At 38.0% G+C, this 15,155-nt stretch carries 10 protein-coding genes; all 10 read left to right on the forward strand.

Annotated features, from left to right (window positions below; all coding sequences use genetic code 11):
- The first annotated feature begins 2 nt into the window (after positions 1-2).
- The 10 genes from VEIT17_RS00150 to VEIT17_RS00195 all read left to right on the forward strand — a co-directional run bounded on the left by VEIT17_RS00150 (position 3) and on the right by VEIT17_RS00195 (position 15,136).
- On the forward strand, positions 3-1,916 hold the full coding sequence (locus VEIT17_RS00150; protein ID WP_178884051.1) for a hypothetical protein: 1,914 nt from the start codon (positions 3-5) through the stop codon (positions 1,914-1,916).
- Entirely contained in the window at positions 1,913-3,157 is a 1,245-nt protein-coding gene (locus VEIT17_RS00155; protein ID WP_178884054.1) for a flippase, read from the forward strand. Before VEIT17_RS00150 ends, VEIT17_RS00155 begins: the two co-directional genes overlap by 4 nt.
- Before the next feature lie 22 nt (positions 3,158-3,179).
- Positions 3,180-3,842, forward strand: coding sequence for a hypothetical protein (locus VEIT17_RS00160; protein ID WP_178884056.1), 663 nt, complete (start codon positions 3,180-3,182; stop codon positions 3,840-3,842).
- A 49-nt stretch (positions 3,843-3,891) separates the two neighbouring features.
- Positions 3,892-5,142, forward strand: a complete 1,251-nt coding sequence (locus tag VEIT17_RS00165) for an O-antigen polymerase (RefSeq protein ID WP_242013300.1) — start codon at positions 3,892-3,894, stop codon at positions 5,140-5,142.
- 311 nt (positions 5,143-5,453) lie between these two features.
- Positions 5,454-5,864 (forward strand): hypothetical protein, encoded by a 411-nt coding sequence (locus VEIT17_RS00170; RefSeq protein ID WP_178884060.1) that lies wholly within the window; start codon positions 5,454-5,456, stop codon positions 5,862-5,864.
- Positions 5,865-6,191: 327 nt separating this feature from the next.
- Positions 6,192-6,518 carry a Tat pathway signal protein gene (locus VEIT17_RS00175; protein ID WP_178884061.1) on the forward strand — a complete coding sequence of 109 codons (327 nt, stop codon included), beginning with the start codon at positions 6,192-6,194 and terminating at the stop codon, positions 6,516-6,518.
- Positions 6,519-7,113: 595 nt separating this feature from the next.
- Positions 7,114-9,339: an autotransporter domain-containing protein gene (locus VEIT17_RS00180; protein ID WP_178884063.1), complete on the forward strand. Its 2,226-nt coding sequence runs from the start codon at positions 7,114-7,116 to the stop codon at positions 9,337-9,339.
- Between the two features lie 814 nt (positions 9,340-10,153).
- Positions 10,154-12,562: an autotransporter outer membrane beta-barrel domain-containing protein gene (locus VEIT17_RS00185; protein WP_178884064.1), complete on the forward strand. Its 2,409-nt coding sequence runs from the start codon at positions 10,154-10,156 to the stop codon at positions 12,560-12,562.
- A gap of 359 nt (positions 12,563-12,921) precedes the next feature.
- Positions 12,922-13,491: a hypothetical protein gene (locus tag VEIT17_RS00190; RefSeq protein ID WP_178884065.1), complete on the forward strand. Its 570-nt coding sequence runs from the start codon at positions 12,922-12,924 to the stop codon at positions 13,489-13,491.
- 265 nt (positions 13,492-13,756) lie between these two features.
- Positions 13,757-15,136, forward strand: a complete 1,380-nt coding sequence (locus VEIT17_RS00195) for a YadA-like family protein (RefSeq protein ID WP_178884066.1) — start codon at positions 13,757-13,759, stop codon at positions 15,134-15,136.
- Positions 15,137-15,155 lie beyond the last annotated feature (19 nt).

Raw genomic sequence — 15,155 nt, forward strand, 5'->3', positions numbered from 1 at the left:
GAATGGAGTTAGCATTACAACAGGCCATCGATGTACATCCGGTCATTACATTTGATGTCTATGATACGCTAGTATGTCGCGTTATCTATAAAGATAGAGATCTATGGCAATTAGTGGATCGGGAATACCAAAAGCGAAATCATGCAAAGCCCATTGGTTTTTACAAGAAACGGGAGACGGCTGACCATAAGGCGCGTAAAACGTATCCGTACCGAGAGGTAACACTGGACGAGATTTACGAAGTCTTTGCTGATTTATACGGTCAGGAATTAGCCGATGCATGTAAGGCTTTAGAAATTGAATTAGAAATCAATTTAACCTTTCCTAATGATGAGGTTATAGAGGCCTATCAATACGCGTTGAAGCAAAACAAAAAGGTATATATCATTTCCGATATGTATTTGACGGATACCATCATTGGTCAAGTATTAGAACATAATAAGATTACAGGTTATGACAAACTATTTGTGTCCTGCGTATACCGCAAAACTAAACATGAAGGGGGAGCTTTGTTTAGTGCTGTGTTAGAGGAAATCCGAGCAGAAGCTAAGAATGTGCTGCACATCGGAAATGATGCTAAGGCAGATATTCAACAATCTAAAGCTGTTGGCTTAGATGCGTACTTAATCAAGCCTCCTAGTCGTAAATCGTACGTCAATGAAAGCAAGGCGAAGAGCGATTTAGATTATTCTTTGTTATATGGTTTTATCAAGAAACATAACTCCCCTCAAACGCCTGATTCCTTGGCGTATCGCTTGGGATTCGATGTGTTTGGTCCTATTGTTAAGGGCTTTATGGAATGGATTAAGGTACATAAGGATAACTATAATCTTGATGCTATTTTATTCTTAGCCCGTGACGGCTATGTATTGCAAGAGATTAGTGACCAAGAGGGGGAACTTACTAGTTTCTACTCTTATTTGTCTCGTCGATCTGTAGTTATTCCTATGATTCAGTATCGTCAGTCCTTAGAGGACATTTTGCGGTTATATAAATCTTGGCAATCAAATATAAAGCTGAATACTTTATTTAATCGATTGGGCATTCCTTATGATGCGGAGGTTGTTCGTTCCGTTGGTTTAAGTGAAAGCTCTACTTTTACGCGCGATGAATTGCCTCAAGATGAGCGAATTCAAGCCCTCTATAGTCAAGTGCGAGCGAAGGTATATTATAATTCACAAGAACAAGGACAGTTATTGTCGGATTATCTCAAACAGTATAAGGATTACGGCAGAATTGGTATTGTAGATCTTGGTGCTGGTACCATTGTATCGGCGCTTCAGCAATATAGTACAATCAAGAACTATAATATTGATTGGATTCCGCTCTACCTACAAAATAGTCTTGAGCCAACGGATTCGTACATTAATGTTTCTCAAAACTACGAATTGCAAACAGCGTTGCGCTTAGGATATATGTTCTTAGAGGTATTCTTTACGGCTCCTCATGGTACGACCTTAGGCTATGAGTACAATGAGAAATGTGAAGCAATACCTCTACTAGAGGACTACGAATATAGCTCCATACCTGAAGAATATAAGAATCGCTTGGCTGAGCTACATCAAGGGGCTATGGACTTCTATCATTCTTATCCGCTAGATATGAAGCAATATGGCTCTATTGATGCGGGTCTAGTGATGACGAACTTCATTCAATTTGTCTTGCATCCAGATGATGAAGATGTAGCGTACTGGGGACCGTATCCAGTGTATATAGATTCCTTTGAGCCGATGGTTAAGAATAAATCCTTGGCTGCTTATTTAAGTAATCCAAAACAATTGGTTACGGACTTTAAGGATAGCATCTGGCCTGCAGGTTTCTTACATGCTCTAGGTAATTCTCATCTATTATTAGGTATGTTAAATCATAGTAATCAACTGCGATTATCTTTGAAAGATAAGTTGGTGAAGCGATGAAAGTAAACTGGTCATTATTGGAAAATATTGGTTCTTTGCTAACTGTAAAAGGTCTCCAATATATTCTGAGCTTTATTACCTTCCCTTATTTAGTACGGGTTCTTCACGTTGATGGTTTTGGTCAGCTCGCCTTTGCAACAGGCGTAGTACAGTACTTTTTATTATTTTCTAACTTTGGCTTTGACCTCAGTGGACCTAAAAGTATTGCGCGCCATGATTGTGGGCCAAAGAGGGGCTTTTATTTCACTTCCATCATGGGGGCTAAGCTCTTTATTCTCGCCGTTATAACCGCTGTATTTGGGATATTGATGTTTATCTTGTCTAACTGGTTCAATTATAATGCACTCCTTTATGGGGCGGTGTATTTAAATGTTATTGGTACGGCTCTGTTTCCAATTTGGTTCTTCCAAGGAATACAGAAGATGCGCTACATCACCTTTGTTAGTATCTTAGGTCGTATCGTATCGGTAGCGGGGATTTTTATCTTTGTAAATACCTTAGATGATATCGTGTGGGCTGCATTTTTTCAGTCTATTACAAATGTAATTGCAGCAGTATTCTCGTGGATCATCATTTATAAGGAATACCCAGATATTTTGATGCGCATTAAATGGTGTCATATTAAGGATGCCATTAAGGATAGTGTTCCATACTTTGGCTCTATGGTGGCTATTAATCTTTATACTAGCTCTACCATCGTATTCCTCGGTTTAGTAACGTCCGACTACGTCGTGGGCATCTATACAGCGGCAAATCGTATCATCGATGCTTTCAGAGGTGGTCTAAGCCCTGTAGTTGACGCCTTATATCCATTTGTTAATAAAATTGCCAAGGAATCCAAGGAAAGGGCTCAATCAGTGTTGCGTAAAGCGACCGTCATTCTTTGTTCTGGTACATCCTTGCTCTGCATTGGTATCTTTATAACTGCTAAATGGTTGGTTTACTACATTCTTGGACCAAGCTATGAAGAGTCCGTATCGGTGCTACAAATATTAGCATTCTTACCGTTAGTGGTTATTACTAGTAATATTTATGGCCTATTCGGTATGATATCCTTTGGTCATCAAAAGGAATTTGTTACGATTTTAGTTCACTCTGCTATTTTAGATTTATGTATCGTGTTCCCTTTACTCTATTATATGGGGGCCGATGGCGCAGCATTGACTATGCTTTTAACAGAAATCTATGTACTCTACAGATGTATTAAATTCGTAAATGCTAGCGATTTTAGATTTTTATAATTAAATAAAGAAGTGAAAGCATATGAATACATATATTTTAAACGACCTTAAACGAAAATGGTGGCAAATAGTCCTCGTAGGTATCCTTTGTGCTATCGTTATCATCGTGTCTCGTACGGTACTAGTAAAACCAATCATGGTGCATGGTCCCATCAATGCATCTGTTATCTTTACAGTAGATAATAAGACCCCAGATACTATTGTGAAGGATGATCTTCATTTAAGAGGAATGCTTCAATCACAAGGTTTTATCATGGGCTTTGTAAAACAGTCATCTCATGTTTTAGATTGGTCTAAGTTGAACGCCAATTGGAATACGATGGATGGAGTGAACCAATTTAAATGGTATCAACAACATATTTTTGTAAATACAGAGGATCCTAAAATCTATGAATTGTATATCATGTTTAATCCTAATGATGTACAAGATCCAGACTATACAAAAGCTCATTTAGATGTGTTTATTAATCAATACATTACCTATGCCAATGGCAAAGTACAAGCCATCGATCCTAACTACTCTGTACGCCTTGTGGATATGCAAATTACAGAAGGTGATGCACAGTTCCAAAATGAAGGCTTCTTGCCTGTGAAGTACGGTATTATAGGCTTTGTTTTGGGTAGTATGGTTATGATTTTGTTTGTTTCTGTAACAGCTGTAAGGAAGTATCGTCATGGTAGATAGCCAATTTTGGTTCATATCGCTGTCCCTCTCATCAGTCTTGCTGTTGTTAGTGACACTATATGCACTAGATTTTGATTTACTATCGCCAGTTATCGCAACACAGTCGTCCTTAACGATTGCTAGCATTCTGTGCACCATTATGGTAAAACAGTGGCAACTGCCCATGCATGGCAGCACCGTGTTAATCCTCATCAGTGCACAAATCGTGATGACCTTGGGTTCACTTTACGTGGCCCATTGTTTGAATGATAGGACTATAGTAAAAGCTAGCATATCTACTAAGAATATGAGTGATGTGTATATTCCGATGTATCGCCAAGGTATTTTATGGATATTACTAGCTGTTATTGTAGGCTTAGCAGGTCATGAGATGTATACCTTAGCGGAAAAGGCAGGGAACAAGAATGGCATTTTAGGTATTGCTAGTTCTATCCGTCCTTATATTATGGCTGAAAGCTCAACTATAAAGCTATCTCGCTGGATGGCGTATTATCAAATCTTAGTGCAACAAATAACATATTTATCAATATTTGCCTTTATTCAGCGCTCAGTCTTTAAGGCGTGGCGCTGGAGTAATCTATGTTATTTAATACCTCTACTATTTTTCTTCCCCTTTGTGTATTTAACAACGGGGCGCATTCTAATCATTACCTTAGTTATATTCATCTTTACGATCATCGGTCATGCCTTGTACCGCAAATATAAAGGTTTTGAGTATGCAAAGAAATTGCTCACAACAGCTGGGGTATCCTTTTTATCTTTTTTCTTACTATTTATAATTGTAGGTACTTTATTTGGGAAAGGTATTAGTTCTAGTTCATCAGCTCTTGAGATTCTAGCACATTATGCAGGGATTTCTTTATCTGCCTTTGATGTATTTTTACAGTATCAATTGGCGGACTCTACCTTGATTGGTCAAACTATATTTATAGGTCCTTACAGTAATTTGAATACACTCGGTTTTAATCTACCTAAGCCAAGTATTTTCTTATTCTTTACCTATTTCTATAATATTGATACGAACGTATATACATCGCTGATGCGGTATTACCATGATTTCTCTTTAGTGGGGATGTATCTTTTCGCGTTGCTCATCCTTATGGTATATACAATTCTGTATTACGCCTGTAGACAACGCAACAGCATTCCAATGATATTAGCATATGCTACCTTTGTATATCCTTTATATCTATTTTATGTAGATGACCGAATTTTCATGGATTTTTTTGGTACACAAATCATTTATATTGTTGTGTTACAGTTTATTCTCATTAAATTATTATATAAATATAAAGCATAAACTAATCAATTAAAAAGACTAATACTTCAAATGTTATCGTTTGAAGTATTAGCCTTTTTTATAGGTGGAATCTTTTTTTTTGAAAAGTAGTCGTTTATATACATAAGAAATCTTTTATTTATCGCAATATATTTTACAATTCATCGTATAAATAAAGATGAAGAATTAATGGAAGTTTTAATAAATTCCCATAGATATTTTATAAATATCATGTATACTACTTATATTGAAAATATTAAATATATTAAATGTTTAATATTAACGTTTGGGGTTAATATTATTGGCATTCGATAAATATTGAGGGAGAAAATATGGGTACTACATTTATGTTGATGAATAATCCAATGGATTTAATTATGAATCTAGTGGTAGATACTACAGTTAATACAGATCAAATGATATTAGAAGGTGCTATTGAAAAGTATAAAGTTGATTTTGATGCAGCATCTCAACAAGCTATCTTTACTTTTAAATTGTATAGCAGTTCTAAGTTCTATAAATTACGTATTGTTGCAGATGCTAAAAAGAATTTAGAAGAACTTACTTCTACAGAGCACTTTTTCCAAGTTGTAAATATATTAGGCCTTACTATTAATATGGCTAAGTCTAAAAAGAAATCATTAGCCATTAAGGTGGATATGGAAAATTCTTATGTATATCTTGAAGACTTGAGTTCTAATGATGGAACTATACATAAATTTCATGGTTGGTTAGAACATTAAAATTTGATATTTATATTATTTAACTCATCATATAGAGCTATGGACTTAGTTCTATATGGTGAGTTTTATTTTTTATGCGTAAATTATGTTACAACATTCTAATATATATCTTGTATTTTATTTAATGGGGTCGTACATCAAGCTATATGGGTACTCTATTAAACTGTGCGATTAGCTTTCATAGAAAAATCCGTTATGAAACGTATTACGTCGTACATTGAAAGTAGTCAATCATGGGTGGCGCAGAAGGTGCCATTTTAATGTGAATTTCACCGTTTTTTTGGTATAATAAACAAGTATTCCAACGATAAAACGGAGGTAATTCTAATGCGTAAATTCTTATATATGTTAGCAGCTCTGCTCGTGTTGATCGGCATTAATACACATGATGTAGAAGCTCGTACAGATGTGTATGCTACCACTTATAACGGTAATAGCTGGTATGTAGACCAAGACTCTGTGAAGAGAGTAGGGGATGTACTTAATTTCACGGTATATACGACATCTGGCCTTAGCTATAAGGTAACATCTAGCGATAATAACTATTACAATGCAGATGTATTCTACTATAACAATAAACTCGTTTCAGACAACGGCCAATCCGTTTGGAAATCCCCAGGCATGATGGCGGCTATGCGCGTAGCACGTAGATAAAGATAATAAGATAAGAGGCAGTGACTCAGTCTCTGCCTCTTGGTTTATAATACAACATATTAGTATTGTTTATCTGTATTTGACGATATATGATATAAACCCTATAATATAAACAGATAGCCAAGCGAGTAGATCCGTCGGGCTCATCTCAAAACTATGATTAATTGATGAAATGGCCTTTCAGTTACCTAATTATTCAGGGGATAACGAAGGGCTATTTGTCTTTTCCAAGACAAATAAGCGCCACGAGTGCACCAAAAGCAATGACTACAGTCATTACCTCTAGGATTAGCATGATTAACTCATAATCACTCATAGACAACCCTCCCTTCATTAACGAAGAGAGGCCCAACCTCGCTTGACTATCTTAAGATAATTATATTGCGAACATATAAGCGAATCAATAAGAATCTATAAATAGAAATATACAAAAATATATATACGTATACCTTAGCAGTAACTATAGTTACTGCTTTTTTATATTGATGCGCCGTTTTATGTGGCAAAATTCCCTCATATTTACAATAATACAAATATTAAATATAATTAAATTATTTAATAATAGTTTATAGTGTATAAATGAGAGAGGGTTTTTATGAAACGCATGTGTAAAGCGAAATTATCCTTAGCAATTGCTCTGACGATTGCTAGCTCTGTAGGTCAGTATGCAATGGCAGGGAGTACATTAGTTACTTCACCTACTGGTGCATATATTACTGCAAATAATGGTGGGAAGTTTACGGCTGGTGAAATGACAAACTACGTATCTACGATTGAGGCAGATACTGGTAGTACAGTCAGCATTGATAAAGCAGTGGCTAATGTTGGCTATAATGATAAGCCTTTTATTAGCAGTAAAGGTGGCAGTACTGTTACTCTTAAGGAAGGCGTTTATGATGTTCATAATGTGAGCACCCCTATTGCAGTAGCTCAAGGTGGTACTGTTAATATTGGCGTAGACGGTAACAAAGGTAATTTTATCGGTAACGACTTATCTTTAGTTGGTGATGTTATCGTTAAAAGCGACCCAAATCATGCGTCCGAGATTAATATTGGAATCATTGGTAAAGAATCTCTTTGGGACGGTTTAGCCTTTAATTTAGCAGATAAAGATGCAAAGCATCCAAGTCATATCAATGTATTCCTTGGTGACTATGGTTCTTGGGAGCTTTTCTATCAAGGTGGCTTGCATGAAGGTAAATTAGATGGTGGTACGCAACCTAGCCATGTACATCGACTTGTAGGTTCTAATAACCGTAACTATGCGAACATGGTAACCCAAAGTGAGCATAATAAACTCTATGTAGATAAGCTGGAAGGTCATGTAAACTTTATTTATGACCCTAATGATGAAGGTGGCGATACTGAGGATCCAAGCTATCAACCACCAACTAAAACCTATAATGGTGTGACTCCAGATTCTTTCTGGGGTGGGGATATTCACATTACAAGTGCGGCTCCTGGTGCGGCTGCTCATGTATATACGACTCAAAAAGGTCTAGACATGTCTTCCGAAGAGAATGTAAATAAGATCTTAGATAATTTGGCACATAAGATGTATTATCATAACTATGTAAATGGTGAAAGAAACCTTCAAGGCACAGTAGCTATTGCATCTGATGGTTCTGAATCTGGTCGTTTTACAGTCATCACTTCTGGTCATGCTAAAGAAGGTGACATTACTTGGCAAGCAGATAAAGATGGTCAAGGTAAATACGTATATGGTGAAAATAAACCGGCTCCGAAACCAGAGGTAAAACCAGAGCCAGCTCCGGCACCAAAACCAGAAGTAAAACCAGAACCGGCTCCAGCGCCTAAGCCGGAAGTTAAACCGATTCCTAAACCAGAGGTAAAACCGACTCCTAAACCAGAAGTGAAACCAGCTCCAGTACCAGACCGTAATTCTCACATTCATGTTATCATGGGTGATTTTGATACACCTCATATGCGCGGCGCTCGTTCTGCCATCATGAGTAATATCAACGGTTGGAGAACATTGACAGATAATATGTATCGTCCACGCGTATTGCAACAAGGCGAACCAACAGGTATCTGGGCTCGCGTTGGGGGCGGTAAATACAGCTTCAATGCAACAGGTATCGACACAGATACTACATATACACGCATTCAAGGTGGTTACGATGCTAAAACTAGCAGCGGTTGGACTGTTGGTGGCCAAGTTTCTTACCTTCGTGGTAACGATGATTACGTATTCAACGGTACTGGCAAAGAAAAAGCCTTTGCGGTTGGTGCGTATGGCTTGAAAGATCTTGGTAACAACCAATACATCCACATTGAGTCTCAAGTAGGCCGTGCTTCTAACGACTTCACTGTTCGCAATGAAATTGGTGAAAGCCTTTCTGGCGAGACTAAAGCTAATGCATACTCTATCGGTGCACGCTATGGTAAAACTGTGAAGCTTTCAAATGGTACATACATTGAACCGCAAGCACAATTGAGCTACACTCACTTCGGTGGTGACAGCTTCAATGCTGGCAGCATGCATGTAGATCAATCTGGTGTGAGCAGTACTGCAGGTGGTATTGGCCTTGAAATCGGTAAAAACTTCGGTGCAGGTAATATCTATACTCGCGTTGGTGTAAACCATGCCTTCTCTGGCACAGTAAAAACTAGTTACACAAGTGGTGTTACGACTAAATACACATCCGAAGACATTAAAGGTACTTGGACAGATCTCGCATTTGGTGGCCGCTATGGCTTCAATGCAAACAACAGTATCTTTGGTGATATTAGTACAGGTCTATCTGGCGACTATAAAGCTGGTTGGTCTGTAAATGCAGGATTTACACATAAATTCTAATATAATAGTTACTATATAAATGTATATGGTGATAAGTACTATATAAAAATATAGCACTCACTAAATAAAATGCCCCATGTATTGGATTTAACAATCTAATACGTGGGGCATTTATAATATATTTCGTATATTTCTATACATAGATTCTTATTGATTCGCTTATATGTTCGCCATATAATGGACTTAAGATAGTCAGGCGAGGTTGGGCCTCTCTTCGTTTAATGAAGGGAGGGTTGTCTATGAGTGATTATGAGTTAATCATGATAATTCTAGAGGTAATGACGGTTGTCATTGCCTTTGGTGCACTTGTGGCGCTTATTTGTCTTGGAAAAGACAAATAGCCCTTCGTTACCAATAACTCGATAACTGAAAGGCCATTTCATCATGTTTTTAATCCTTTTGAGATGAGCCCGACGGTTCTACTCGTTTGGCTATCTGTTTATATTATAGATATAATCATATATATCGTCAAATTACGATGAACAATACTATTGATTTCAATAAATTTGAATTAGTATAGGCAGTGACTAGATCACTGCCTTTTTATATTCTAGTTTTATAACTCAAATATTAATATCTTAAATAACTTTAAATAAAAATAGAGAAATTCATTTACAATTCACTAAAAATGATGTAATATTTTAAATATATTTTAAAAGTGTTAGAAAAAAGTTTCTTTATTATGAGAGTGTATATCTGTCTTTTACCGTATATAAAGGCTAATAAATCAACTCATAGATATATATTCAAGTATGAAGGAGCTTTCACAAATGTGATTGTATTGTAAGTGAAATATTGATTGAGGTATAAGAGGATGAAAGGTAGTAATAAGATTTTATTGTCTGCTGTTATGATGACCTTATTGTCATCTACGATGGCTATGCCTGTTACATGGGCTGCAGCAGGTATTAATTCTGATGGACGTATTTTTGCAACTACTGCTGATAGTAAATTTGAAAGTACAGGTGATACGACTGCGAATGGTGTAGTCGCATCTGATGGTGGTCAAGTTACAATTGGCTCTTTGGACACTCCTGATGCATCTCAATTGCCTAAACGCTATCGTCAACCAGCTTTCATTACAGGCATGCTAAATAACAGTTCCATCCAAGTAGATGGCGGGATTATGGACGTGACTACTGCACCATGGAAGTCTCCATATCCAGTAGCGTTTGCATATAATAGTAAAATTAATCTCGGCATTGATGATGCGGGTACTGTAAAACACAAAGTGTTTAATATGCAAGGTGATGTGCTGGTATCTGATAAAATGATGCCTCCGTATCAAGAACAGCAACCATCTGTGATCAATATCGGCCTAGGCCGTGCGCATAATAGCCCTAACCAATTTTCTGGCAAAGCTGTGAATACCTTAGAGGATAAGGGCGGCGAAATCAACATGACCTTTGATGGTGGCATGTGGAGCCATGATTACATGGGTGGCTTGGAATCTTTCAAAATTGATGGTAAAACGGAACGCAGTAGTATTAATAACCTCACAGGCACTCGTACGCGTGAAGGTTTCAGCCGTATTGCGCAAGATTCTCGCAGCGACATTCATGTAAATAAATTGGACGGCCATATCAATGTTATTTATGACATGAGTGATAGCACGGGCTTGAACTTCGCTAAACAAGGCTCCAAGAAAAATGGTCTTGATCCGGCTGATATCGAGGGTGGTAACTTCATCGTGAAATCCGCTGCGACTGGCTCTGGCGTACATGGCTATGTAACAGGTGATCATTTCGATACTTCTTCTGAAAGCAATGTAAACAAGATTTTAGATAACTTAGCCCACAAGTTCTATTATGAAAACTATGTAAAAGGTGAAAGAAACCTTTCTGGTACTGTATCCATCGCTTCTAAAGGTATCGTGTCTAGTTACAAAAAAGCGTTGACTACAGACCAAAAAGAAGGGGATATTACATGGAAAGATGGTAATGGTCAAGGCTCCTATGTAGTGCCAGAACCAAAACCTACACCGACTCCAGATCCTAAACCAGTTACGCCAGTAACTCCAGATCCAAAACCAGTTACACCAGTAACTCCAGATCCAAAACCAGTTACGCCTGTAACTCCGGATCCAAAACCAGTTACACCAGTAACTCCGGACCCTAAACCAGTTACGCCTGTAACTCCAGACCCTAAACCAGTTACGCCTGTGACTCCAGATCCTAAACCAGTTACACCAGTGACTCCAGATCCAAAACCAGTTACGCCAGTAACTCCGGATCCAAAACCAGTTACACCTGTAACTCCGAATCCAAAACCAGTTACACCTGTAACACCAGCGCCTAAACCAGTAAATCCTAATCCTGTTATTCGTGGTGCTTATGATACACCTCATATGCGTGGTATTCGTTCTGCTGTAGTAGGTAATATCAACGCATGGCGTACATTAGCTGACGATATGTATCGTCCTCGTGTATTGCAACAAGGTGAACCAACTGGTATTTGGGCTCGCATCGGTGGCGGTAAATACAGCTACTCTGGCAGTGGTATCGACACAGCTATAGATTATACACGCATTCAAGGCGGTTATGATGCTAAAATCAGCCGTGGTTGGACTGTAGGTGGTCAAGTATCTTACCTTCGCGGTTCTGAAGACTATGTATTCGATGGTTCCGGCAAGGTGAAATCCTTCTCCGTAGGTGCGTATGGTTTGAAAGACCTTGGCAAAGATCAATATGTACATGTAGAAACTCAAGTTGGTCGCGTATCTAATGACTTCACAGCTCGAAATGAAATCGGTGAAGCTATGTCTGGCGATACAAAATCCAATGCGTATAGCATCGGTGTTCGTTATGGTAAAACATTGAAATATGCTAATGGTTTCTATGTAGAACCACAAGCACAATTGAACTTTACACACTTCGGTGGCCGTAACTTCAATGTAGGTAATGTATCTGTTAACCAATCTAGTGTAAACAGCACTTCTGGTAAAATCGGCCTTGAATTGGGTAAACAATTTGGCAATGGTAACCTTTATACACGTTTTGCAGCAGGTCATGCTTTCACAGGCAATGTAAAAACTGCATTCGCTAGCGGTAGTGTTATGAAATTAACAGAGCAAGACCTTAAAGGTACTTGGACTGAACTTGCTTTCGGCGGCCGTTATGGCTTTAATAGCAACAATAGCGTATTTGCTGACGTTGCCACAGGTTTGTCTGGTGACTACCAAGCAGACTGGGGCGTAAACGCAGGTTTCACACATAAGTTCTAAGTGTAGATTTATTAAATAATCTTTTGTACAATAGCTAACATATATAGCCTCCTAATAATAGAGTCATGACTTTATTATTAGGAGGCTTTTATTGTATGGAGTATAGAACTAACTATATAGCCACCTATGCATTTTTCTTCTAACCTTAATGAAAAACTATATAGACGAAATACGATATATCGTGTATACTAATGAAAATGTAAGCTACTAGAATCATTATTGATTGAAGCACACTGTATTAATAAATTTACCATGCTTAGTATGGGGGTCTCTATGGGGATAAAAGTTCCTCAAGAGATAATATCTATTACATGATAAATGAAGTAGCTCTGGGGAGGGCACTTCGAGAGAGGAGACTTATGAAACTAATTAAATTATTACCAGTTATGGCAATTGCTTCTGTATGTGTTGCTGGCCAAGTACATGCGGCACAAGATCCTTTGATGATGCCTGAACAACCTGCGGCTCCTTTGACTGCAGAACAACAAGACATCTCTCTTGCTGTTCCTAGTGAAGAGGTAAAAGCTGTAGTATCTGAATTTGCAGCATTCCAATTGGGTATGAATAATGCGTTAATCAAAGACGACAACCGTGTAATGTCTGGTCAACAACGCTATACTAATAACGTGTTGTACTACATGAACGTTCGTCGTAGCTGGTACATTACAAGCCATCGCTATAAAAAAGATAGCTATGCTCGTGTAGCATTAGATCGCTTGTACTTAGATTACAAAGAATTCTTCACGAATAACACTACAGTATCTGAAATGAACCAAGCTGAATATGAACGCCAAATCTTAGCTATTCTTGAAAAGAATACTGAAAATATGAATAATGATGAATTGCGTTTCTACATGAACGAAATGGTAATCTACAGCTTGAAACAAGCTATGCGCGATGGTAACAACCGCGTTAAACGCATCCGCTAATCGGTATATATAACTATATATCTATGAAAGAGGTAACGGCATAGGCCGTTGCCTCTTTTGTTTTCAAAACAAATGCCCTCGTAGGAACAAATTCTACGGGGGTTTGTTTATTAATTAATTATATTATCTGATCTGATCTATTCTTTATGAATTATTATTTATATTATTTACATATTTTTTCGATAGCAGTATAATCTACTTGTAGAATTATGAGGAAAGTATGAAGGAGAAGTGTTTTGTAGTGTAACAAGGGAGGCGTATGATTATGAATCACGCAAAGAAACTACAATTATTAGCAGTACTCGGAGTTTTGACTATATCTTCGGCAAGCTTGGTTCAAGCTGCAGATATTCCTGTTGTTTCCACTGGGGGTGCCACTTATAACATTGGTTTACAAGGTTGGTCATCTTTCACTAACTCAGATAATGTACATCTTGGTGGTCAAACTGGGGCGGCTAATAGCGATCCCTATTCCCATGCAGGGGATCCAAATGCAAAGGGTAATAATATTGCCATCGGTCGTATTGCTTTGAATGGTTCTCAAGGCGGTGGCAATGTAGCATTAGGTGCTAAAACCTTCTTAGAAGGTAAAGGTGACTATAACTTCTTAGGTAACTTTGCGGCAGGCTTTAAATCAACTATTTCGGATACAATTGCGGTAGGTTATTTTGCAGGAGCTGGCTCTGAAGGTAATAAAAACGTATGGCTCGGCGCTTCTCAAGCTGGCGGTAGTAAGGGGAATAACACTGTATTAATCGGTTCTAACTCTACAGTAAATGGTAATTTTAACTATGGCATGGGTCATGGTGTTATCTTTAAAGGCGATAAGAACTCCGCTATTGGTGCATATAACAAGATTGAAGGCAACCAATCTGGCGCCTTTGGTGTAGGTACATATAATGTAGATACTGTTAAGGGGGATAACTCATACAGTGTGGGTAATAATAACCAAGTCAGTGCGAATAATACATTCGTAGTGGGTAATAATGTGAAAACATCGCTAGATAATGCCGTTGTATTAGGTAATAATTCTACTGCTGAAAGTAGTGATGTAGTGAGCACTCCTAGTTATACCTACAATAATGGTGTTACTGAAAGATTCGCTGGTACTGCTCCTGTGTCTACTGTATCTGTTGGTGCGACAGGTCAAGAACGCACTATCACTCATGTTGCAGCAGGTCGTATTACGGCGGATTCTACAGATGCGGTTAACGGCTCCCAGTTATATGGTACAAACCAACAAATTGATGTATTGCATCGCGATGTACGCCACGTGGAAAAAGAATCCAACCGCGGTGATGCTCGCGCCGCAGCACTAGCTGCATTACATCCACTACAATTTGATCCTGACCACAAGGTTCAAGTTATGGGTGGCTATGGTCACTACAAGGGCGAAAATGCATTGGCTCTTGGCGTAGGTTACTATCCGAAAGAAAACCTACTTCTTACAGCAGGTACAACTGTAAGTGGTGATTTGATGACTAATGTAGGCGTATCCTATAAATTTGGTGAAAATAAAACATTGCCTAAGATTTCCCCTGCATCCTATAACGCATTGGAACAACGGGTAGATACATTAGAAGCACAAAACAAAAAACTACAAGAAACAGTAGATATGCTTGTGCAAAAACTTAATGAAAAATAGGGTTTAAAAGATATGAAAG

It is taken from the genome of Veillonella nakazawae, from assembly GCF_013393365.1.
Taxonomy (GTDB): domain Bacteria; phylum Bacillota; class Negativicutes; order Veillonellales; family Veillonellaceae; genus Veillonella; species Veillonella nakazawae.